The organism is Sorangium sp. So ce321, assembly GCF_051530195.1.
Classification (GTDB): domain Bacteria; phylum Myxococcota_A; class Polyangia; order Polyangiales; family Polyangiaceae; genus Sorangium.
This window is the reverse complement of sequence record NZ_CP150329.1, coordinates 9,920,563-9,943,138: the sequence shown is the minus strand read 5'-3', so window position 1 is coordinate 9,943,138 and position 22,576 is coordinate 9,920,563. Positions and strand designations below refer to the sequence as shown.

General features: G+C 73.3%; 17 protein-coding genes. 6 read left to right on the top strand and 11 right to left on the bottom strand.

Annotated features, from left to right (window positions below):
- Positions 1 to 24: 24 nt before the first annotated feature.
- The 3 genes from egtB to WME89_RS36695 form a co-directional block, all read right to left on the bottom strand.
- The gene (gene egtB / locus WME89_RS36705) at positions 25 to 1,359 is read right to left on the bottom strand and encodes an ergothioneine biosynthesis protein EgtB (RefSeq protein ID WP_438004276.1); all 1,335 of its coding nucleotides are present in this window, start codon (positions 1,357 to 1,359) and stop codon (positions 25 to 27) included.
- Between the two features lie 60 nt (positions 1,360 to 1,419).
- Positions 1,420 to 2,157, bottom strand: coding sequence for a hypothetical protein (locus WME89_RS36700; protein WP_438004275.1), 738 nt, complete (start codon positions 2,155 to 2,157; stop codon positions 1,420 to 1,422).
- Between the two features lie 87 nt (positions 2,158 to 2,244).
- Positions 2,245 to 5,118 (bottom strand): carboxypeptidase regulatory-like domain-containing protein, encoded by a 2,874-nt coding sequence (locus tag WME89_RS36695; RefSeq protein WP_438004274.1) that lies wholly within the window; start codon positions 5,116 to 5,118, stop codon positions 2,245 to 2,247.
- A gap of 381 nt (positions 5,119 to 5,499) precedes the next feature.
- On the opposite strand from WME89_RS36695, the gene WME89_RS36690 reads away from it, so the two are divergent.
- Positions 5,500 to 6,927, top strand: a complete 1,428-nt coding sequence (locus tag WME89_RS36690; protein WP_438004273.1) for a sigma-54-dependent transcriptional regulator — start codon at positions 5,500 to 5,502, stop codon at positions 6,925 to 6,927.
- Complete coding sequence (locus WME89_RS36685; RefSeq protein WP_438004272.1) at positions 6,924 to 7,928, top strand: ABC transporter ATP-binding protein; 1,005 nt, start codon at positions 6,924 to 6,926, stop codon at positions 7,926 to 7,928. The genes WME89_RS36690 and WME89_RS36685 overlap by 4 nt, the downstream gene beginning before the upstream one ends.
- A 154-nt stretch (positions 7,929 to 8,082) precedes the next feature.
- On the opposite strand, the gene glmM is transcribed toward WME89_RS36685, so the two are convergent.
- From glmM to WME89_RS36655, 6 genes are all read right to left on the bottom strand, one after another.
- The gene (gene glmM / locus WME89_RS36680) at positions 8,083 to 9,525 is read right to left on the bottom strand and encodes a phosphoglucosamine mutase (RefSeq protein WP_438004271.1); all 1,443 of its coding nucleotides are present in this window, start codon (positions 9,523 to 9,525) and stop codon (positions 8,083 to 8,085) included.
- Positions 9,526 to 9,675: 150 nt separating this feature from the next.
- Entirely contained in the window at positions 9,676 to 10,701 is a 1,026-nt protein-coding gene (locus WME89_RS36675; protein WP_438004270.1) for an SDR family NAD(P)-dependent oxidoreductase, read from the bottom strand.
- Between the two features lie 140 nt (positions 10,702 to 10,841).
- The gene (locus WME89_RS36670; protein ID WP_438004269.1) at positions 10,842 to 12,164 is read right to left on the bottom strand and encodes a bifunctional folylpolyglutamate synthase/dihydrofolate synthase; all 1,323 of its coding nucleotides are present in this window, start codon (positions 12,162 to 12,164) and stop codon (positions 10,842 to 10,844) included.
- Positions 12,161 to 13,018 carry an acetyl-CoA carboxylase carboxyltransferase subunit beta gene (gene accD, locus WME89_RS36665; protein ID WP_437303501.1) on the bottom strand — a complete coding sequence of 286 codons (858 nt, stop codon included), beginning with the start codon at positions 13,016 to 13,018 and terminating at the stop codon, positions 12,161 to 12,163. Before accD ends, WME89_RS36670 begins: the two co-directional genes overlap by 4 nt.
- A gap of 10 nt (positions 13,019 to 13,028) precedes the next feature.
- Positions 13,029 to 13,694, bottom strand: coding sequence for a CoA transferase subunit B (locus WME89_RS36660; protein WP_437619283.1), 666 nt, complete (start codon positions 13,692 to 13,694; stop codon positions 13,029 to 13,031).
- Between the two features lie 29 nt (positions 13,695 to 13,723).
- Positions 13,724 to 14,482: a CoA transferase subunit A gene (locus tag WME89_RS36655; RefSeq protein WP_438004268.1), complete on the bottom strand. Its 759-nt coding sequence runs from the start codon at positions 14,480 to 14,482 to the stop codon at positions 13,724 to 13,726.
- A 220-nt stretch (positions 14,483 to 14,702) separates the two neighbouring features.
- Between WME89_RS36655 and WME89_RS36650 the strand changes: the two genes are divergently transcribed.
- Together WME89_RS36650 and WME89_RS36645 are read left to right on the top strand one after the other, a co-directional pair.
- Positions 14,703 to 16,043 carry a penicillin-insensitive murein endopeptidase gene (locus tag WME89_RS36650; RefSeq protein WP_438004267.1) on the top strand — a complete coding sequence of 447 codons (1,341 nt, stop codon included), beginning with the start codon at positions 14,703 to 14,705 and terminating at the stop codon, positions 16,041 to 16,043.
- Positions 16,044 to 16,277: 234 nt separating this feature from the next.
- Entirely contained in the window at positions 16,278 to 16,823 is a 546-nt protein-coding gene (locus WME89_RS36645; RefSeq protein WP_438004266.1) for a hypothetical protein, read from the top strand.
- Between the two features lie 88 nt (positions 16,824 to 16,911).
- Here WME89_RS36645 and WME89_RS36640 read toward each other — a convergent pair whose 3' ends face one another.
- Positions 16,912 to 18,093, bottom strand: coding sequence for a hypothetical protein (locus WME89_RS36640; RefSeq protein WP_438004265.1), 1,182 nt, complete (start codon positions 18,091 to 18,093; stop codon positions 16,912 to 16,914).
- A 46-nt stretch (positions 18,094 to 18,139) separates the two neighbouring features.
- On the opposite strand from WME89_RS36640, the gene WME89_RS36635 reads away from it, so the two are divergent.
- Positions 18,140 to 20,953 carry an ATP-binding protein gene (locus WME89_RS36635; RefSeq protein WP_438004264.1) on the top strand — a complete coding sequence of 938 codons (2,814 nt, stop codon included), beginning with the start codon at positions 18,140 to 18,142 and terminating at the stop codon, positions 20,951 to 20,953.
- Between the two features lie 199 nt (positions 20,954 to 21,152).
- Complete coding sequence (locus tag WME89_RS36630; RefSeq protein WP_437500512.1) at positions 21,153 to 21,644, top strand: acyl-CoA thioesterase; 492 nt, start codon at positions 21,153 to 21,155, stop codon at positions 21,642 to 21,644.
- 30 nt (positions 21,645 to 21,674) lie between these two features.
- Here the strand turns inward: WME89_RS36630 and WME89_RS36625 are convergent, their stop codons facing one another.
- Positions 21,675 to 22,376, bottom strand: a complete 702-nt coding sequence (locus tag WME89_RS36625; protein ID WP_437924320.1) for a M15 family metallopeptidase — start codon at positions 22,374 to 22,376, stop codon at positions 21,675 to 21,677.
- Between the last annotated feature and the right edge of the window lie 200 nt (positions 22,377 to 22,576).

Here is a 22,576-nt window from a genome sequence, read left to right as displayed (position 1 = left end):
CGCAGCGTCCAGGAGAAGCCCGCGTCAGAGGTCGCGGGCCAGCCGGATGCCGCTCATCTGCCAGCGCGCGTCCGGCGGGAAGAAGTTCCTGTAGGTCGCGCGGATGTGGCTCGCGGGGGTCGCGGCGGAGCCGCCGCGGAGCACGAGCTGGCTGCTCATGAACTTGCCGTTGTACTCGCCGAGCGCCCCGGACCACGGGCGGAACCCGGGGTACGGCGCGTACGCGCTCGACGTCCACTCCCACACGTCGCCGAGCAGCTGCCGCGGGGCGCCCTGCCGCGAGGGCGCGCCCGCCGGCTCCGGGTGGTACCGCCCGCGCTCGGCGAAGTTCCCCTCGAGCGCCGCCTCGCCCGGCGCGGCGCCGCGGGGCACCTCCTCTGCGCCGGCGAGCGCGCCCTGCGCGGCCGTCTCCCACTCGGCCTCGGTCGGGAGGCGCGCTCCTGCCCACCGGGCGTAGGCGTCGGCCTCGTAATGGCTCACGTGGCAGACGGGCTCGTCGACGTCGAGCTCGCGGAGCCCGTGCAGCGTGAACAGCTGGAATCTGTCGTCATGGCGCTCGCGGCGCTCCCAGTAGAGCGGCGCCTCCCACCGGTTCGCCACGACCGCGTCCCAGCCGCTCGAGAGCCAGAGCTCCGGCCGCGAGTAGCCGCCGTCCTGCATGAACGCGAGGTACTCGCCGCACGTCACCGGCCGCTCTGCGAGCGCGAAAGCGCCCACGAACACGCGATGCCGCGGCGCCTCGTTGTCGAACGCGAACGCGCCGCCGCCGTGGCCGACCCAGCGCACGCCCTCGGCTTGATCGAGGTAGCGGAGCTCCCCGGCGCCGCCGCCGCGCCGGCCTGGCGGCGCGCCGCCGAAGATCGCGGGGCGCAGCGGGTTCTGCGCCATCGCGTGCTTCAGATCGGTCAGGATGAGCTCCTGGTGCTGCTGCTCGTGGTGCAGCCCCACCTCGATCGCGAACGCGAGGTCATCGACGTGTCGGCCCGCGGCGAGCTCGTCGAGGAGCTCCCGCATCCTCTCGTCCACGTGGCGCCGGTAGCGGTAGGTCTCGTCCACCGTCGGGCGCGACAGGACCCCTCGCCGGGGGCGGCTGTGCCGCTCTCCCACGCTCACGTAATACGAGTTGAAGAGGTACCCGAACTGCGGGTGAAAGGGCGCGTACCCGGCGCGCTCGCCGAGCACGAACGTCTCGAAGAACCAGGCCGTGTGCGCGAGGTGCCACTTCACCGGGCTCGCGTCCGGCATCGACTGGATGACGTGGTCCTCGGGGCAGAGCGGCGCGCAGAGCGACTCCGTGAACGCCCGGACGGCGTCGTACCGCGCCCTCAGCCCGCTCGCGACGCATCGCGCCTGTTCCATGGCGTTTCCTGGGTTCCTTGCCCGCGCGCGGCGCGCCGCCGCGGCGAGCGGTGCGGAGGCCTAGCGCTTCTTGAAGTCGCCGAGGTGCGTGATGTACCAGCGGCCCTGCCAGGAGATGATCGTGTGCACGTCGAGGCTCGCCGGCTTCCCGTCGAGCTCGTACTTCAGCTTGCCGTGCAGGGAGCGGTAGTAGCCGATCTTGTTGGCCTCGTCCCCCGGAGGCACCCACTTCGGCCTGGAGCCGACCTGGAAGCCGACGAACCGCGCGCCCTCCCAGCTCTTGCGCTTCCGGTGCATCGCCTTCACGTCGTTGAGGTACGCGGCGTGGAGGTTGTCCCAGTACTTGCCGGGGTCCTTCACGTCCTTGAGCGGGATGAACGGCTCCTTCGGGAACCAGAATGCCTCGGCCAGCGCCGGCTCGTTCTTCACGATGGCGTCGAACAGCGCGCTGGCCCGCTCGGTGAGGTCCTTGCTCTCGAGCGCCGGCATGACCTTCTCCGTCGACAAGGCGGACGCCGCGTCGCCGGCGTCGATGGGCGCCGATCCCGGCTGGAGCGTCCCGTCCGCCGCCGTCTCGGTGGCCGTGCGCGCGCCTCCGTCCTGCGGCAGCCCCGGCGTCCCCGCGTCCGTCGGCGGTGGCGCCGACGCCACCTCGGCCGCGCCTGCGGTCGCTGCCTCCGGTGAGGCGCCGGCCGACGGGGGCTGGGCGCTCTCGGCCGGCCGCGCGTCCGGCGCTGGCGAGGGCGCCGCGCACCCCATCACCACGGCGAATGTGCCCGCGACGACCGGCTTCATCATGCGCATGCCCCTATCGCAACCCCCCGGCGCCGACAAGCGACGCCGGGGGCGTGGGCGCGACGAGGGCCGCCCGGCGGCGGGCCCGGATCACTTCTCGAGGATGATGAACTGCACGCGCCTGTTCTTGGCCTTGTTCGCGGGCGTGACGTTCGGCGCGACCGGGCGGTCCTGCCCGTAGCCCTTCGCGACCAGCCGCGAGCCGTCCACGCCGGCCTTGCTCAGCCAGGCGCGCACCGAGTTCGCCCGGGCCTCGCTGAGCGTCTGGTTGTGCTCTCGCCCGCCCGTGTTGTCGGTGTGCCCCTGGATCTCGACCTTGCGGATGTTCGGATTCCGCTGGAGCACGTCCGCGATCTCCTCCATCAGCGCGTTCGAGTCGCCCAGGATCTTCGCCGAGTCGGTCTCGAAGTGGATCTGCCGCGAGATCTTGATCTCGTTGCCCTGCACCTTCACGAGCGAGACCTTCGGCCGCTTGTTCACGGTGAGCTGCGCGCGCGTGTCCTCGCTCGTCCGGACGTCGGCCTGGTTGACGTGGTTCATGTAGCCCTGCGCCTCGACCTTGAGCGTCACCGCGCCGGCCGGCAGGTCGGGGAAGCGGAAGGCGCCGCTCGCGTCGGCTGTCGCGGTCTGCTCGCGGCCCGTCGCGTCGGTCAGCCGGATCGTCGCGCCAGCGACCGCATCCCCGCTCTCCGCGTCCTTCACCGTCCCGACGACGTTCCCCGTCTTCGGCAGCGCCTCGAGCGAGCAATCGACGTCCACGAACGTGGGCCCCTGCGGCTGCGCCGGGCTCGGCGCCGCGCCAGGGAACGCCGGCTGCGGGCCGAAGGCGCCGGGCTGCCCGGGCTGCGGACCGAACCCGCCGGGCTGCGGACCGAAGGCGCCGGGCTGCCCCGGCTGCGGGCCAAAGGCGCCAGGCTGCCCGGGCTGCGGACCGAACCCGCCGGGCTGCGGACCGAAGGCGCCGGGCTGCCCCGGCTGCGGGCCAAAGGCGCCAGGCTGCCCGGGCTGCGGACCGAAGGCGCCCGGCTGCGGACCGAAGGCGCCCGGCTGCGGACCGAAGGCGCCCGGCTGCGGACCGAAGGGATCGAGCTGCCCGGGCTGCGGGCCGAAGCCGCCGGGCTGCCCAGGCGCTGCCCCGGGGGCGGGGATCGTCGCCTGGCACGTGCCCGGTTTGTAGCCGTTCGCCCGGATGTTGAACGTGTACGTCCCCGGCTCGAGGTGACGCGTGAGGAAGCGGCCGTCGGGCCCCGTCGCGTACGGCGGCTGGGGGACGCCCTCGACCGTGACGATGGCGTCCGCCACCGCCGCGTCGGGCCTGTTCTGCTCGTGCACGAAGCCGCGCGCGAAGCTCTGCGGCGCAGGCACGAGCTGCGGCGGCTCCTTGATGATCTGCGGCGCCGGGGCGGGCGGCGGCTCCTTCTGCTTCGTGTCGTACGCGTACCCGATCCCGAGATAGAGCGTCCACGGCGCCTGCGGCGCGACCTCCTCAATGAACACGGAGGTCGCCGACAGCCCGAGGTCGAACGCCGCGTGCCCGGAGAGCCCGCGGAACGCCTTCTCGAACGGCGTCACCCGCACGCCGAGCGACAGCCGCGACGGCGCCGCCGCGTACCCCGGGCCGCCCTGGTTCTGCGGATCGGGCGACGCGAAGTCGTCGAGCCCGAGGCAGACGTCGCCGCGCGACACGCGGCTCGTGTGGCACTCGTAGCCCTGCCGGTTCACCGGGATGTCGAGCGTGTACTCCAGGTACGGCTGCACCTTCGGCAGCGGCATCTCCACGCCGAGGTGGGTCTGGAAGAAGTCGACCCGGTTGATGCCGAGCCCGAACCGCTCGATGCGCGTGATCGGCTGCCTGTCGCGGCCGTCCGTGAACGCCTTGGCCCGCTGCTGCTCGACCTCCTCGACGAGGACGCCGGAGTTGTCGAGCTTGTAGCCGAGGTTCAGGTTGAACCGCAGCGGGAAGCCCTTGCCCTCCGGCTTCCGCAGGTCGAGCGACGCGAGCCCGCGGAAGACCGCGCTCGTGCCGCCGCCGGCCAGGCCGACGTCGCCCGTCCCGTTCAGCAGGAGCAGCTGCGCCTCGCCGCCGAAGGTGAGCGGCTTGCCGATCTTCGGCGGCGTGAACGCCTTCACGCCGAGCGTCGTGTCGCCGAGCACCTGCAGCAGCCCGGGACGCCCTTGATCGTTCGCGTTCGCGAACGTGCGGATCGCCGCGTAGCCCTCGAGGAAGGGCAGGGGGGTCGCGTTCAGCGCGAAGAACGCCCCCACGTGGCTCGCCGAGTCCTCCCGCGCGTCGGGGCCGCAGGTGATCGGCTGGCCGGCGGGCGTCGACTCCGCCGGATCGCAGAGGAAGCCGCTCGTGGAGAACCAGTCGAGCAGGAAGGACACGCGGAATGTGCCCGGCGCGCCCGAGCCCGCGTACGACGTCCTGAGGAGGCCGGTCGAGCCCCAGAGGTTCGGCTGCTCGGTGAGCGAGAGCGCGCGCTCCTGCTCGTCCCACGCGGCGGAGCGGGGCGCCGTCGCGCTGGCCTGGACGCCCTGCTCGCCGGCGGACGCCTGCGCGCCGAACGAGAAGCTCGCGTCCGGCGGCGGCTGGCCTGGCGCGGGCGCCTGCCCGAACTGAGGCGGCGGCGCGCCATCCGGAGAAAAGCCCGGCTGCGGCCCGAACTGAGGCGGCGGCGCGCCACCCGGAGAAAAGCCCGGCTGCGGCCCGAACTGAGGCGGCGGCGCGCCGCCCGGAGAAAAGCCGGGCTGCGGCCCGAAGGGGCCCGGCTGGGCGGGAGGAGGCTCGGACCCGAAGGGCGGCTGCGGCTGCGCCGGCTGGCCCGGAGGCGGCTGCGGTCCGAAGGGCGGCTGCGGCTGCTGCGCCTCGGCGGCGCCCGCGAGCGTGAGACAGCCGACGAGCGGCAGCGCCGTGAGCGCAGCGCGCCGGGGCATGTCGGCGAACACCTTCAGAAGCGTATGCATCGAGCCTCATCCGCGAGATCGATGAAGGAAACGCCCGCCAATCGGGACGATAGGACCTCGCGCGCGGCCCGTTGTACCACTCCGGGCGGCACACGAAACAGCGGTTTTCGACGGCGGCAGGTTCGCGACAACCGCGCCGCACGGCTCGATAAGTGCCGTATCGCCGCCCTCTGATGCGCGGTCGCTCCGGCCGCCCTCGAGCTCCCTGCGCGCCGTCGGCGGACGGCCCGCGCGGCCCGCGCGGCGCGCTGCCGCGACCGCGCCCCGGTCACAATCGTGCTCGACGGCTGACCCCGCGCGGCCCGGGCGCCCCCCGCCCGGGGCCGCGCCGGGGCCGTGCAGCCGCCCATTTCCGCGGGCGCGCATGCTAGGAAAGCCACCATGGCATCCCGGGGGCGCATCCTGATCGTCGACGACGAGGCCAACGCGCGCGCGGCGCTCTCCGAGATCCTGCGCGAGGAAGGGTACACCACCGAGACCGCGGCGGACGGCTTCAAGGCACTCGGCAAGCTCGAGGAGTTCGCGCCCGACGTGGTGCTGACCGACCTGAAGATGCCGGGGCTCGACGGCATCCGGATGATGGAGAAGGCGCAGCTCGCCCTCCCGGACGCGACGTTCGTCGTGATGACCGCGTTCGGCACCATCTCGAGCGCCGTCGAGGCGGTGAAGAAGGGCGCGTACAACTACCTGACCAAGCCGCTCGACTTCTCGGTGCTCGCGGTCGTGGTCGAGCGCGCGGTGGAGCGGGCGAAGCTGCTCCAGGAGAACTCGCGGCTGCGCGAGCGGCTGCGCGAGCGCAACGCGTTCGGCCATGTGATCGCGAGCCACCCGAGCATGGTGAAGCTCGTCCGGCTGGTCGAGCAGGTGGCGCCGAGCCGCGCGAGCGTGCTGATCATCGGCGAGACGGGCACGGGCAAGGAGCTCGTCGCCGAGATGATCCACCGCGCCAGCCCGCGCGCGAAGGCGCCGCTCGTCCGGCTGAACTGCGCCGCCCTGAGCGAGTCGCTCCTGGAGAGCGAGCTGTTCGGCCACGAGCGCGGCGCCTTCACCGGCGCGGTCGGGCGCCGCGAGGGCCGCTTCGAGCAGGCGAACGGCGGCACGCTGTTCCTGGACGAGGTGAGCGAGATCCCGCTCGCCACCCAGGTGAAGCTCCTGCGCTTCCTGCAGGAGCGGACCTTCGAGCGGGTCGGCGGCAACGAGACCCTCAAGGTGGACGTGCGCATCCTCGCCGCGTCGAACCGCGACCTGCGCCAGCGCATCGCCGACGGCCTGTTCCGCGAGGACCTCTATTACCGCCTCAACGTCGTCACCCTGGAGATCCCGCCGCTCCGCGATCGCCGGAGCGACATCCCCGAGCTCGCGACGTTCTTCCTCGGGCGCTACGCGCAGGAGAACGGCAAGCGCATCGAGGGGTTCACGGACGAGGCGCTCTCCGCGCTGACGAGCTACTCGTTCCCCGGCAACGTGCGCGAGCTGGAGAACGCGATCGAGCGGGCGGCGGTGCTCTGCGACGGCCCGCGCATCGAGCCCCGGCACCTGCCGGCGCAGATGTCGTCCGAGCCGGCCGAGGCGGCCGACGCGATGCCGCGCATCCCCGGGAGCACCATCTACGACCTGGAGCGCTACGCGATCCTGCGCACGCTCGAGGCGTGCAAGGGCTCGACCTCGAAGGCGGCGACGATCCTCGGCATCAGCCCGCGCAAGATCCAGTACAAGCTGCACGAGTACAGCGCGGCCAGCGCGCGCAGCCGGGCGCGGCAGGGCGACGGGACGTCCGGCGAGCACGCCGAGGGCGAGGAGGGCGCATGAGCAGCGGAGCGGAGCCGCTCGTCGAGGAGCGCGGAGGGCGCGCTTCGCCGCCCCCTTCGGGCGGCGAGGCGCCGGACGGCGAGCTGCTGATCGACGTCCGCGGCCTCCTGAAGACGTTCCGGGTGGGCTTCTTGCGCCGCAAGGCGGTCGAGGCGGTCAAGGGCGTGAGCTTCGGCGTGCGCCGCGGCGAGATCTTCGGCTTTCTCGGCCCGAACGGGGCTGGCAAGACGACGACGATCAAGATGCTGACGGGCCTCATCTCCCCGACCGGCGGCGAGGCGTACCTGTTCGGCGCGCGCGTCCCGTCGCCCGAGGCGCGCCGGAAGATCGGCTTCTTGCCGGAGAACCCGTACGTCTACCCCTACCTCACCCCGCGCGAGTTCGTGGAGCTCTGCGGCCGCCTGTCCGGGATGGGCGGCGCGGCGCTGCGCCGGCGCACGATGGAGGTGCTCGATCAGGTGAAGATCGCGTACGCGGCGGACCGGCAGGTGCGCCGGCTCTCGAAGGGGATGCTGCAGCGCACGGGGCTGGCCGCCGCGCTGGTCGCCGATCCGGAGATGCTGATCCTGGACGAGCCGATGAGCGGCCTCGATCCGGTGGGTCGCAAGGAGGTGCGCGATCTCATCTTCGCGGAGCGCGACCAAGGGCGGACGATCTTCTTCTCGACGCACATCCTGAGCGACGTCGAGGCGATGTGCGATCGCGTGGCGATCCTGCGCGAGGGCCAGGTCGTGGTGAGCGGCGCGATCCGGCAGCTCTTGCGGGGCGACGTGCTGCGCACCGACGTCACGCTGGCGGGCGCGTCCGACGGCCTGCTCGCGCAGCTCGGCGCGACGGGCTTCGCGGCCTCGCGCCGGGGCGACGTCGTCGTGGTCGACGTGGAGGGCGAGGCGCGGGTGCGCGAGGTGCTGGACAAGGCGCTCAGCGCGGGCGCGCAGGTCGTCGAGGTGACCCCGCGCCGCGAGACGCTGGAGGACCTCTTCATGCGCCGCGCGCTGTAGAGCGACGCTCGCCCGCTTCGGATACGGGCCCATCTCGACGTTTTCGGTGCTCGGCGTACCGGAGTACGCCTGCGCGCCGAAAACGCCGATCTGGGCCCGTCTCCTGTGCGGGCGAGCGTCGCTCTGCGTCGTGGATGTGGATGGCGAGGGCGCGCTAGGGCGTGGCGCCTGCGACGTCCTGCTTGGCCGCCTCGATGATCTCGAGCGCGTACGCGCTGATGGTCGACGCGTCCTCGCCCTCGACCATGACGCGCAGCTTCGGCTCCGTGCCGCTCCAGCGCACGAGGATGCGCCCCTTGTCCCCGAGCGTCTTCTCGATGCGATCCACGATGAGCCGCGTCCGCTGCATGCTGTCGAGGGGCAGGCGCGTCGCGAACGTCGCGTTCTCCAGCACCTGAGGCACCCGGTGCATCGCCTTCGAGGCGAGCTCGCTCAGCGGCTTGTCCTCCTCCACCATGATCGCGAGCACCTGCAGCGCCGCCACGATGCCGTCGCCCGTCGTCGCGTGGTCCAGGAAGATGAGGTGCCCCGACTGCTCGCCGCCGAACGAGTAGCCGCCGTTCCGCATCGCCTCCACGACGTAGCGGTCCCCGACCGCCGTCCGCACCACGTGCCCGTTCTGGGCCTTGAGCGCGCGCTCGAGGCCGAGGTTCGACATCACCGTCGTCACGATCGTGTTCCGCGGCAGCTTGCCGGTGCGCAGCATCCTGAGCGCGCAGAGCGCCATGATCGCGTCGCCGTCCACGACCTCGCCGCGCTCGTCGACCATGATCACCCGGTCCGCGTCGCCGTCGAGCGCGATGCCGATCGCCGCGCCGCGCTTCAGCACCTCGGACTTCATGTGCTCCGGGTGCATCGCGCCCGTCTCGCGGTTGATGTTGCGGCCGTTCGGCTTCACGCCGAGCGCTGTCACGTGCGCGCCGAGCTCGGTGAACACCGCGGGCGCCACGCGGTAGGCAGCCCCGTGCGCCGCGTCGACGACGACCTTCACGCCGTCGAGCGACAGCGCCGTGGGGAACGTGCTCTTGCAGAACACGACGTACCGCCCGCGCGCGTCGTCGAGCTTCACCGCGCTGCCGATCGCGGCCCCCACGACCCGGGCCTCGTCGAGCTCGTGGCTCTCCATGAGCCGCTCGATCTCCTCCTCCTCCACGTCGGGGAGCTTGTAGCCGTCGGGCCCGAAGATCTTGATGCCGTTGTCCTGATACGGATTATGGCTCGCGCTGATCACGACCCCGGCGTCGGCGCGCATGCTCTGCGTCAGCTGCGCGACCGCCGGCGTCGGGATCGGCCCGCTCAGCATCACGCGCCCGCCCATGGCGCACACGCCGGACGCGATCGCTGTCTCGAGCATGTAGCCGGACAGCCGCGTGTCCTTCCCGATCACCACCCGCACCTGCCGCGATTTCCCGTGGCTCGCGACGAACGCGATCGCGCGCCCGAGCCGCAGCGCCATCTCCGGCGTCATCGGCGGCTGGTTCGCGACGCCGCGCACCCCGTCGGTGCCGAAGAGCTTGCGGCCTGCGGACTGCTTCTGCGGTTCGCCCGTCGCCGACGGAGCGCTCTCCTTCTGATCTTTCTTGGTCTGCTTCGGCACGGTCCCTCTCTGTGGTTGGGGCTGAGGAGACCACCCTTAGCAACCTTTGCCAAGACAGCCTACGGGATCGCGCCGGGTTGACGGCGCGGTCACCATCGCGCCGGGTTTGACGGCGCGGTCGCTATCGCGCCGGGTTTGACGGCGCGGTCGCTATCGCGCCGCTTCCGGCGGCGCCTCGTTGTTGCGCCGCGCCGCCTCGTTGCTCAGGCGCAGCAACACCGACCTCTGCGTCGGCGTGCGCAGGTCCCGCCCTCGCGTCGTCCCCTCGGTGCCGCGGGGCGCCGGCAGGAGCGTGTTGACCAGGCCCATCAGCCGCACCGTCGCCTGCGGCGCGATCCCGTGCGCCCAGCTCAGGAGGTGCGCCGACAGCCCGAGCGTCACCGCGGCGCGCCCCTCGCGCGCCGCCGCCACCACCCGGCGGGCCGCGCGCCGCGCGTCGACCGTCGCGATCGGGAGCGACGAGGCCAGGCCGAACCAGCCGAACTCGAGCTGCTCGCTGCCGCCGAACTCGGCGTTGTAGATCGACCCCGTGCGCATCGGCCCGGGGATCACCGTCGTGACCAGCGGGCCCTTCGCGCTCCCGTGCGAGAGCTCGGCCTGGAGGCTCTCGGAGAAGCCCATCATCGCGAACTTCGACGCGTTGTACCCGAGCAGGTGCGGCAAGGCGACGCGCCCGCCGATGGACACGATGTTCACGATGCGCGCCGCCCGCCCCTGCTTCTCGAGGTGCGGCAGCGCCCTCAGCGTCGCGTGGACCGCGCTCCAGTAGTTCGAGCGCATCGCCTCGTCGAGCTCCTCCACGCGGAGGTCCTTCATCGGCGCGACCTGGATCACGCCGGCGTTGTTGACGAGCACGTCGATCCGGCCGAACGCGCGCACCGTGCCGTCGATGAACGCCTCGGCCGCCGCCCGATCGCCGAGGTCGCACGCCACCGCGTGCACCTCGACGCCGAGCGCCCGCAGCCGCTGCTCGGCCCGGTCGAGCGCCCCGGCGTCGCGCCCGGTGATGGCCACCCGGGCGCCGTGCCGGCCGAACTCCTCGGCCAGGAGCAGCCCGAGGCCGCGAGAGCCGCCCGTGATGACCACGACCCGGCCGCGCAGGTCGAGCCGCCGCAGGGCGCGGAACGCCGTCCGCGCGAGCGCGGCCGCCCCGAGGGCTGCCGCTGGGAAGAGCACCGGCGAACGCCGTTTCTTGATGAATGCCATGGCGCCGGAACCGGCATCGCGCGTGCCAGACTGGCGCGCTGACAGGGCAGCGACGCGCCCGCTCCTGCGCGCCTCCGCGGCGCTCCCCCCCGTGATGCCCCGCCGCCCGCTCAGAGCGTCACGACCGGATCCGGCGCGATGCCGAGCAGCGCCGACCGCACCTCGCCGACCAGATAGATCGAGCCGGTCACGACGACGAGCTCGCCCGGCGCGGCGATCTCGAGCGCCCGCGCCACCGCCGCGCCCGGATCGCCGATCGGCTCGCCCGGCGCGATCGCGCACAGCGCCTCGAGCGGGGCTGCCGCGCGGCCCTTGGGCGTCACGTAGAACCGCCGCTGCGCGCGCGGGGCGAGCGTCTGTAGCATTTCGCCCCACCCCTTGTCGGTCATCGCCCCGAACACGAGGGACGTGCGCGCCGCGCCCGGGCCCTCCTCGTCGAGCCACGCCGCGAGCGCCTGCGCGCCGTGCGGGTTGTGCGCACAGTCGAGCAGGACATGGGCAGCGCCTGCCTCGATCCGCTCCAGCCGGCCGGGCCAGCGCGCGGCGGCGAGCCCCGCCGGCAGCGCGCGCTCGACCTCGGGCCACCGGCCGGCGAGCTGCCACGCGACGCCGCACGCCACTCCCGCGTTCTCCGCCTGGTGCGCCCCGCGCAGGCCGAGCTCCACCTCGACCGCGCGGCGCCCCGGCGCGGCGACGCGCGTCGCGAGCGCTCCAGGCCCCGCGCGCCCCACCGCGATCTCGCCCGCGCGCGCGCCGTGCTCCGCCCGCGTCACGCGGAGGCGCGGCCCTGCGCCCGCCGCCTGCGCCGCCGCCTCGATCGCGGCGTCCGCCTCGGGCTCGAGCGGGCCGAGCACGGCGGGCGCGCCGGGCTTCAGGATGCCGGCCTTCTCCCTGGCGATGTCGGCCAGCGTCGGGCCGAGCAGGGCCTGGTGATCGAAGGCGATCGACGTGATCGCCGTGCAGAGCGGCGCCCCGATCACGTTGGTCGCGTCGAGCCGCCCGCCGAGCCCCACCTCGAGGATCGCGAGGTCGACCCCCGCGTTGCGGAACGCCACGAACGCCGCGACGGTCAGCGCCTCGAAGAACGTGAGCGGCGAGGGGACCCGCTCGAGCGCGGCCGAGAGCGCCCGCTCGAACGCCGCGTCGTCGATCGGCTCGCCCCGGACGCGGATGCGCTCGGCGAAGCGCGACAGGTGCGGCGACGTGTAGAGGCCGGTGCGGAGCCCGGCCGCGCGCGCGATCGACTCCACCATCGCGCAAACGCTCCCCTTGCCGTTGGTACCGGCGACGTGCACCGCGGGGACGCTCTCGTGGGGATCGCCGAGCGCCGCGAGCGCCTCGCGCACCCGGTCGAGCCCGAGCACCATGCCCCGCGGCGCGCGCTGCCCCAGCGCGTCGAGCAGCGCCGGGAGCCGCGGCGCCGCCGAGGTCATCGCCGCGCCCGGCGACCGCCCGCGAGGTGCTGGAGGAGCGTCCCGAGGTACGCCTTCATCTCGGGGCGCGGCACGATGGCGTCGACCATGCCGTGGTCGAGCAGGAACTCGGCCCGCTGGAAGCCCGCCGGCAGCGTCTGCCGGATCGTGTTCTCGATGACCCGGGGGCCGGCGAAGCCGATGAGCGCCTTGGGCTCGGCGATGTTCACGTCGCCGAGGAAGGCGAAGCTCGCCGCGACGCCGCCCGTGGTCGGGTGGAGCAGCACGGAAAGGAACGGCAGCCGCGTCTTCCGGTACCGCTCGAGCGCGGACACGCTCTTCGCCATCTGCATCAGCGAGAGGATGCCCTCCTGCATCCGCGCGCCGCCCGACGACTGGAGGAGCACCACCGGGAGCTCCTCCCGGGCCGCGCGCTCGAACAGGCGGGCGATCTTCTCGCCGACCACGGAGCCCATGCTCCCGCCCATGAAGGCGAAGACGAACGCGCCGTAGGCGATATCCCGGCCGTCCAGCCTGGCCCGGCCGATCTCGATCGCCTCCTTCGACCGGCTCTTCTTGTGGAGCGCGGCGACGCGGTCGCGGTAGCTCTTGCCGTCGCTGAACCGGAGCGGATCGTTCGGGACGAGGTGATCGTCCCACTGGGCGAGCTCGCCATCGTCGAGCAGGAGCCTCCGCCACCCGTCGGCGTCGAGCTTGTGGTGGTGGCCGCACTGCGAGCACACCTCGAAGGTGCGCGCGAGCTCGGCGGCGTCGTGCGTGTGCGCGCAGCCGTCGCAGCGACGGAACACGCCCGCTCCCAGCGAGCGCTTCTCGCTCGCGTCGGTCGTCGGCAGGGTCTTTTCGGGCCAGGTCATCGGCGAACCCTCAGGCGCTCCCGAGGTCCATCTCCATCACGTCGGAGGGGACCCGCAGGGTTGGTTGTGTCTTCTCCTGCACCTCTCGGGCGCTCACGCCGGGCGCGAGCTCGCGCAGCAAGAGCCCCTCGGGCGTCACGTCGAGCACGGCGAGGTCGGTGATGATCCGGTGGACGACGCCCCGCCCGGTGAGGGGCAGCGCGCACTCGTTCAGGATCTTCGGCGCGCCGTTCTTGGCCGCGTGATCCATGATCACGACCACGCGCTTCGCGCTCACCACCAGGTCCATCGCCCCGCCCATCCCCTTCACCATCTTGCCGGGGATCATCCAGTTGGCAAGATCGCCCTTCGCGGAGACCTCCATGGCCCCGAGGATCGCGAGGTCGATGTGGCCGCCCCGGATCTGCGCGAACGACTCGGCGCTCGAGAAGATCGCCGAGCCGCGGAGCATCGTCACGGTCTCCTTGCCGGCGTTGATGAGGTCCGGGTCCTCCGAGCCCTCGGCCGGGTAGGGGCCGATGCCGAGCAGCCCGTTCTCGCTCTGGAGCACCACCTCGATCCCGGCGGGGATGTAGTTGGCCACGAGCGTCGGCATCCCGATGCCGAGGTTGACGTAGTAGCCGTCCCTGAGCTCCAGCGCGGCGCGCTGCGCGATCTGTTCCCGCGTGAGTCCCATCGTGTCCCCTGTCCTTCCGCCGCGCGCGGTCAGGCCGAAGCCGCCTTGCGCACCGTGCGCCGCTCGATCCGCTTCTCGTAGCGCTCGCCCTGGAAGATCCGGTGCACGAAGATCCCGGGCGTGTGGATGTGGTCCGGGTCGAGCGAGCCGACCTCCACGAGCTCCTCGACCTCGGCGATCGTCACCTTCGCGGCCATGGCCATCATCGGGTTGAAGTTCATGGCGGTGTGGCGGTAGACGAGGTTGCCGAACCGGTCGCCCCGCCAGGCCTTCACGATCGCGTAGTCGCCGCGGATGGCCGGCTCGAGCACGTAGTCGCGGCCGTCGAACTGCCGCACCTCCTTCTTCTCGGAGTACCGCTTCACCGTGCCGTCGGGGTCGTAGAGCACCGGCAGCCCGCCCTCGCTGATGGCCGTGCCCGCCCCGGTCGGGGTGTAGAAAGCAGGGATCCCGGCGCCGCCGGCGCGGATGCGCTCGGCCAGCGTGCCCTGCGGCGTGAGCTCGACCTCGAGCTCGCCGCTCAGGTACTGCCGCTCGAACTCCTTGTTCTCGCCGACGTACGACGAGACCATCTTCCGTATCTGGCGGTTCTGGAGCAGGACCCCGAGCCCGAAGGCGTCGACTCCGCAGTTGTTGGACACGACCACGAGATCCTTCGTGCCGAGCTCGCGGAGCGCCGCGATGCAGTTCTCCGGGATGCCGCAGAGGCCGAAGCCGCCCGCGAGGATCGTGGCGCCGCTCGGGATGTCTCTCACCGCATCCAGCGCGCTCTTGTAGACCTTGTCCATGGCCGCAAGAGAGGTAGCCCAACTGGCCGCGAGGCAAAAGCCTCCGCTGCCGCCGCGGCATGCCGCGACGCCGGCGCCGCAGCGCGGCACAGGGGCCGGGCGGCGCCGGCCGTCGCCGTGGCGCCGCGGCGCCGCGGCGCCGCGAGGCGCGCCGTGAACGCGGCAACCAAGGCGCGCCGGCTTCTTGGCCCTGCACGCCGAAACTTCGTAACGCACCGGTGTGCCTCGACCGCTCTCCTTGCTGTTCACGATGCTGGCGCTCTCCTTGCCCGGCTTCCGTTCAGCCGACGCCGCGACGGCAGCACCGGCGCGCCCCGCCGCGGCATCTCCAGCGCCCCGCGCGCAGCGCGCGCAGGCGCGCCCGGCGGCGCCACGAGCGCTGCGCGCGAAGGACCCGATCAAGGGCCACCGCCCTCGCGCCGGCGACGCGGGCCCGAGATCGACCGAGCCCGCCAGGACCAAGGCCGCCCCCCGGACGCCCGCGTCGTCGGTCGGCCATCCGAACGAGGGGCGCCTCGAGGGCGGCGTGCGGCTCGACACCTCGCGCAAGGACATCCGCGTCGTGCCCGCCTACGCCCACGCCGACGTCCGCTGGGGGCTGCCGGCGCTCGTCGGCATGATCGAGCGCGCGGCGCGCGGCGTCGCCAGGCGCTTCCCGGGGGCCGTGCTCGACGTCGGCGACCTGTCGCGCCAGCAGGGCGGCGAGGTCCACCGCCACAACTCCCACGAGAGCGGCCGCGACGTCGACCTCGGCTTCTACGCGCTCGACGCGCGCGGCAAGCAGGTGCACGCGCAGTTCTTCCTGCGGTTCAACGCCCGGCTCGCCTCGACCAACATGCCCGGGGCGCGCTTCGACCTGCCGCGCAACTGGCTGCTCGTGCAGCACCTGCTCACCGACCCGCGCGCCCGCGTGAGCCACATCTTCGTCTCCGATCCGCTGCGGTCCGCGCTGCTCGCCCACGCGAAGCGCATCGGCGTCTCGCGCGCGCTGCTCGTGCGCGCGCAGCTCGCCATGATGCAGCCGACGGGCGCCGAGCCGCACGACGACCACATGCACGTGCGCATCTCCTGCCCCGGCGCCACGCGCGGCAGCTGCATCGAGCTCGCGAAGAACGCGCCCTCGTTTCGCACGCGCGCGCGGATGGCGAAGATGGCGAGGGCGCTCCGGACCCCGGCCGCGCGCTCCCAGGCCGCGCGCCCCCGGAAGACGACCGCGGCGCCGGCGCGGCCCAGCGCGGCCGAGGCGAGCCGCCGCGATCCCGCGGCGCGAGCCCGCCCCGAGAGCCCGCGGCCCGAGAGCCCGCGGCCCGAGAGCCCGCGGCCCGAGAGCCCGCGGCCCGAGAAGGAGGGGCGCCGCGCCGCGCCGCGCGCAGGCGAGCGCGACGCGCTCCCCCTCGCCGCCGCGCGCGCGGCCGCGCAGCAGCCCATGGGCGGCCTGGACCTGTCGTTTCTTCGGCCTTCGGCCCCTTCCGCGTCGCAGGAGGAGGTCGAGGCCGACTCCGACGGCGCCGACGCGAGCGGCGCGCTCGACGACAGCGGCGCGCTCAAGATAACGGACTGACGCCGCCGGCCTCCCGCGCCCTGCCGCGTCGGCAAAGGCAGAATAACGCGCTGCATCGAAGGTAGCCCCGCATTCTTTGATCGGGGCGTCCGGCCATCTGGACCTGGAGAGAAGTCCTCGTGCAGACTGGGGCGAACAAGGGGGGTGTTCATGCGGCAAGCGGACTCCCACACCTCGATTCCGACGCTCCCATCCACTCCCTCGCTCGTCGCCAGCGGCCATGATCGACGCGCGTTGCTCGCGGCGCTCACGTTCATCGACGCGCCGCCCCAGAGCGCCGCGGCGCTCGCGGCCTGGTTCGAGAAGCACCTCGTGACGACCGGGCGGATGCGCCGTCCGGCCTACGTGACCGAGGGCTTCTCCAAGCAGGTGATGCTCGGCCCGCCCCTCGACGCGGACCTCGACCAGGCCGAGCTCCGGGAGCTCGTCGGCGCGGCGCGGTTCCGGGTGCTCGCCTCGCTCCGCGCCTTCATGCCCCCCGCCTCGGACGATCGGTTCCTCGGCGCTGCCATCGACGGCGGGCGCGTGCGCCGCGCCGGAGACCCCGCGCTCTGGGAGCCGTGCCCGCGCGAGGAGGACCTGCTCAGCGACATCGTCCTCAGCCTGTTCGCCGCCGACATCCTGAGCTACCGCGAGTTCCACGACGCGTACCTCTGCGTCTGCAAGACCTGCCTCCGCATCGATTTCGATCCCAGCCGGTCTGGCCGCACCGGCTGCCCCGAGCACCAGCCCACGGCGACGGTCAACGTGATGCGGCGCAGCCGGCCGCCGTCCCTCTGAGGCTCGGCCCGCGGCGCTCAGCGGCTCGCGCCTGACGATCGACGCGCCCGCGCTGGCCCGGCGCTCGGAGCGCTCGCGCGGTGCGGGCTCAGAGGCAGCCGAGTCGGCACCTGGATGCTTGCTCCAGGCACGTCGACAGGCAGCTCTGGTACTTCTGGTACTGGCTGCTCTGCGTGGGCTCTCTCCCGCACTGCGTCGCCCGGCATGCCTGGTGGCGCCGCTCGCACGCGCCAACGCACCCGGCGTTGCCGGCCGCGGCGGGCGCGCGAGGCGCCGCCCCCGCGGCGGGCGGCAGCGACGGTGGCAGGTCCGCGGCCGGCGGAGCGCCGCGAGCCGCCGGGGCGGGCAACGCCGGGTGCGCAGGCGCCGGCCCGCAGCGCTCGAACGCGCGGCGCATCACGTCCTCCGCCGCGCCCGGCTGGATCTCGCACGCCCGTGCGACGCTCTCGATGTGGCGATCGATCGCGGAGGCGGCGCGCGCCGCGACCCCGTCCGGCCGGAGCGCCGGCGCCGGGGCGCTCGCGGGCGCGCCGCTCGCGGGCGCGCCGCTCGTGGGCGCCGCGCGCGCCGCCTCCTCGCCAGGAGCGCTCGACGCCCTGCCGATCAGGAAGGCGACGAACAGGCTGGCCACCACGAGCGCCAGGGCGGCCAGCAGGACGCGCGAATCGACGCGGCGCGCCGCCCGCGCGGGCGTCCGCTCGGCAGCGGCGGGTGCGCCGGCCTGGCGCCGCGCCGGCCCGCCGGCGCCGGGGGCCCGCGCCCGCGCGGCGGGCTCCGGCGTGGGGACGCCCGGCGTGCGCGTCGTCGGCGGGATCGGCGGCGGCGCCAGGGTCGCGACGTACGCTGGAGGTGAGGGGACCGGCACCGGCGAGAGGTTCGGCAGCGGTGCAGGTCGCGGGATGTCCGTGTGCGCGTGCCCGAGCGACGACACCGGCGGCACTGTCCGCTGATCGGGCCACTCCACGAGCGGCCTCACCGCGCGGAGGCTCTCGACGAGCGACCAGAGCTCGCGCCGCTGCTCGAAGCGCCGGACGAGCTCGTGCGCCGCGCCCTGGATCCCCCGATCCCAGGGGATATCCGGCACGCCGAGCTCTTCCGCGAAGCGGCGCAGCTCCATCAGGCTGAAGCAGGCGGTGATGCGCCCGCGGATCTCCGCGGCGTCTCGCGCCGTGCTGCCCGCGCCGTGCGGCGTCCCCGTGACCTCGTCGTCCACGCCCTGCAGTTTACCGCACGCGCCACGGAAGCCGAACCTGGTATAGGCTCCGGACATCGTGTCCCGAGCTGCGGCACCCGGGGGACGTGGAGGCCACAGGTAGATGAGCCGAGAGGACAGTGCAATTGGCGCGGCGCCGGCCGCCCGCGCGCCGCTGATCGGGCGCGAGGGCGAGCTGACGGCGCTGGCCCGCGCCCTCGACGCGGTCGAGAGGGAGCGCGCCACCCGGACCGTGACGCTCGTCGGCCCCCCGGGCATCGGCAAGAGCAGGCTCGCGCGCGACTTCCTCGAGCAGCGGCGCCAGGGCTCCGCCCCGCTGCGCGTCTACTCGGGCAACGCCGGCGACATCGCGTCGGCGTACGGCCTCTTCACGCGGCTCCTGCGCGCCCGCTTCGGCCTCTCCGAAGGCATGGAGAAGGACGCGGCCCGCGCCGAGGTCCGCGCGCAGGTCGCCCACGTGATGGGCGACCGCAAGGTCGGGGACGTCATCTACTTCCTCGGCCAGTTCATCGGGCTCGCGTTCGGCGACAGCCCGCTCACCCGCGCGGTGCAGGACGATCCGGCGCAGGCTGACCTCATCCGCCGCGCCGTCCTGAAGGCGTTCCTCGAGGCGGACGCCGCCCACGGCCCCGTGTGCCTCGTCTTCGAGGACCTCCACGCGGCCCACGACGACTCCCTCGCGCTCGTGCGCTACCTCATCGAGTACCTCGCGGGCCCGGTCCTGATCCTCTGCGCCGCCCGCCCGGAGCTGCTCACCCGCCAGGACGACTGGGGCAAGGTCGGCGAGCGGCGCCACGCGCTGATCGAGCTCTCGCCGCTCGGCGAGGCCGACTCGGCGGCGCTGGCGCGGGCGCTGCTCGCGCCCTGCCTGCCGCGCGGGGGCGAGGACATCGTCGTCGTCGACGCCGCGGGCGCGGAGTCGCAGCCCCGGCCGGGCGCGCCGCCCGAGCTCGTCGAGGCGGCCTGCTCCTTCGCGAACGGCAACCCGGCGCTGCTCGAGCAGATGGTCCGCATCTGCCACGACCAGGGCGTGATCGAGGAGCTCTCGCCCGACTCCGCGGGCGGGCCGCGCTGGCGCGTCCACCTCGGGAAGCTGTCGACGGCGAGCCTCCCGATGACGGTCGAGGACGCCGTGAACGTCCGCCTCGCCGCGCTCGATCAGGACAGCCGGCAGCTGCTCGAGCAGGCCGCGACGATCGGCCCGGTGTTCTGGAGCGGCGCGCTGTTCGTGCTCGGCCGCGCCGGCTGTCAGGCGCCCGAGCTGTGGGGCGAGGAGCAGAGCGACAAGGACCTCGACCGGATCAACGCGTCGCTCCGCTCGCTGTGCGACCGCGGCTACCTGCGCAAGCAGAGCGAGTCGAGCTTCGCGGGCTCGGACGAGTACGTGTTCGCGCAGGACAAGGAGCGCGAGACGCTCCAGAAGCGGATGAGCGCCGCGGCCCAGCGGCGCTACCACCACGCGATCGCCGAGTGGCTGGAGCAGCAGGTGGCGGTGCGCGCCAGCGAGGAGTTCCTGGCGCAGCTCGCGGTGCACCGCGAGCGCATCGGCGACGCGGTGCGGGCGGGGCTCTCGCTGCTCGACGCCGGGGACGTGGCGCGCGGGCGCTACTCGAACGCGAAGGCCGCCGAGTACTACGCGCGCGGGCTCTCGCTGCTCGGCGACGCGCACGTCGCGCGGCGCATCGACGCGCTCCACGACTACGGCGACGTCCTTCAGCTCGCCGGCCGGGTCGACGACGCGCTCGCCGCCTTCCGCGAGATGCTGACGCTCGCCTACCGGCTCGACAACCGGCGCAAGGGCGGCGCCGCGCACAACCGCATCGGGCGGCTCTACCGCGACAGCGGCTCGCTCGACGAGGCCGGCAAGCACCTCACGACCGCGCTCCGGCTCTTCGAGGGCGCGCGGGACGAGCGGGGGATCGCCTCGACCATCGACGACATAGGCAAGCTGCACTGGCTCCGGGGCGAGTACCAGGAGGCGCTGAAGTGGCTGCGCGACGCGCTCACCCGCCGGGAGCGGATGGGGGACCGCCGCTCGATCGCGCTCTCGCTGAACAACCTCGGGCTCGCCCTGCAGGACTCGGGCGAGTTCAAGCAGGCCCTGGCGACGTTCGAGCGGTCGCTCGCGATCCGGCGCGAGATCTCGGACCTGCTCGGCGTCGTGATGAGCCTGAACAACCTCGGCATGATCGCCCAGGACCAGCGGGACCACCGCCGCGCGCTCGCCCTCTTCGAGGAGGCCCTGGAGGTGGCGCGGCAGGTCGGCGATCGCAACCGGACGGCGCTGATCCTGACGAACATCGGCGGGACGCTCTACCGGAGCGGCGATCCGGACCAGGCGGTGCGCGTGCTGCAGCAGGCCGAGGAGCTCTGCGACGAGCTGGGCGACCGGCTCGGGCTGGCCGAGGCGCGGCGCGCCCTCGGGAAGGCCTACATGCTCCGGGGCGATCTGGAGAAGGCGCGCGACTCGATCAGCCGGGCGGTGGACCTGTTCGCCTCGGTCCGGAGCAAGGTGCACCTCGGCATCGCGCTCCGGACGCTCGGCGAGATCACCGCGGCGGGCGGCTGGGGCAGCGCGAACACGAAGAGCGCGCGCGCTTATTTCGCGCGCTCGGTGAGCCTCTTCGAGGAGACGGGGAACGAGCTCGAGCTCGCGCGCACGTTCCAGGCCTACGCGCGGTTCCTGACGACCGATCGCAGCTTCGTGGCGAACATGGCGGCGCGGCGCGAGGCGGTGACGATGCACGATCGGGCCGAGGCGATCTTCACGCGGCTCAAGGTCACGGCGGCGCGCTTCGAGGACGAGCCCACGCTCCCGACGGGGCCGCCGGGCCTCGCGAAGTCGTCGGTCGCGCCGGGCCCCGGGCGCTCGCCGGAGGAGCCGTTGTTCCCGATCCCGGGGCGGGCGTCGACGTAGAGCGGCGCTCACCCGCTTCGGATACGGGCCCACCTCGACGTTTTCGGTGCTCGGCGTACGGGAGTACGCCTCCGCGCCGAAAACGCCGATCTGGGCCCGTCTCCTGTGCGGGTGAGCGCCGCTCTGCGGCGAGTTGGCCAGGGTGGGGGCTCGCGGAGAGGGCGCGAGGCGGGGCAGAGGACCGTGATACACCTGCCAGGTGACGGTCCAGCACGAGAAGCGCGCCTCCGAGTCGGTCACCACGATGACCGAGTACGTCCTGCCAACGCACGCGAACGCGCTCGGCTCGATCTTCGGCGGCCAGGTGCTCGCCTGGATCGACCTGTGCGCCGCCATCTGCGCGCAGCGGCACACCGGCAGCACCGTGATCACCGCGGGGATCGACGACCTCTCGTTCGACCGCGGGATCAAGGTCGGTCAGGTCGTCCGCCTGGCCGCGCGGGTGACGGCCACCTTCCGGACGTCGCTCGAGATCCTCGTGTCGGTCGAGGGCGAGGACGCGGCGACAGGCGACGTCTGGCCCACGGTCACGGCCTTCGTGACGTTCGTGGCGGTGGACGCGTCGCTGAGGCCGACCGCCGTTCGGCCGCTCCGGCTCGAGACGGACGAGGACCGCCGCCTCGCCGAGGCCGCGGCAGAGCGGCGCGCGCGCCGGCTCTCCCGACGCGGCGGCGCTCGCGGCGGCGCGTGATCGCCGGCGCTCGCCGCGGCGCCGGGCGCGCTACTTCTTCTTGATCCGGTCGGGGTTCCCGAGGAACTCGAAGTGCATCGTGTCCTCGAGGTCGTCGTGGCCGAGCCAGTCGAAGCCGTAGCGCTCGAACGCCTTGATCCAGCAGCGGGTGAGCGCGGTGCGCTCGTAGGCCGTGCGCTTCTTCTCGTGGCACAGCGGGCTCGTGGGCCACGGGTCGACGCAGCCGCAGCACGGGTTGCGCTCGGGATCGATGTCGATGGCGATGCCGAGGAGGTGGTTCGAGATCTCCGCGCCACGATAGCTGTTCGCCGTGCGAAACCCACCGACCGCGCGCGGCGTGTAGCGGCGCGACTTGCTGGAACACGTCGCGCGGATCCGCTTCTCGACGCAGTGGAGCGCGGGGGCGATCTTCTCGTGGATGGAGAGCGGCAGGCCCATGAACTGCACGGTCGTGGCCTGGGAGAAGGCGCTCTCAGGGTTGAGGCGCCGCGTCTCGTCTGTCTCGACGTGGCCGTAATGCTCGATGAGGTAGCGGACCGCGCGGGCGTGCTTCTTCGGGTTGAGCATGCCCTTCTCCACGAAGTTGCGCCGCTTCAGGAACTTCTGCGGGCTCTGCGGCCGACACTCGTAGTTCTTCGTCTTCTTGGCCCGCGCGGTCTCCTTCGCCTCGGCCACAGCCCCGTCGCCGAGCCCGGAGGGGCCGGCCGCGAGCAGGGCGATCGCTGCTGCCACGAGCAGATGCACCCGTGTCCGGCCGTTCGCGTTCACGCGGGGAGGTTAAGCAGGCCGCGCCAAGGGCGGCAAGGACTTGCCGCAAGCGCCTGTCAGGAGACCGCCGTCAGGGGGCAGGGCGCACCCTGCCCCCTGCCGGCGGCTGCGCCCCCGAGCGCGGCTGTGCGGCGGGGACCTCGCCGCGCAGCCGCGCGATCCGG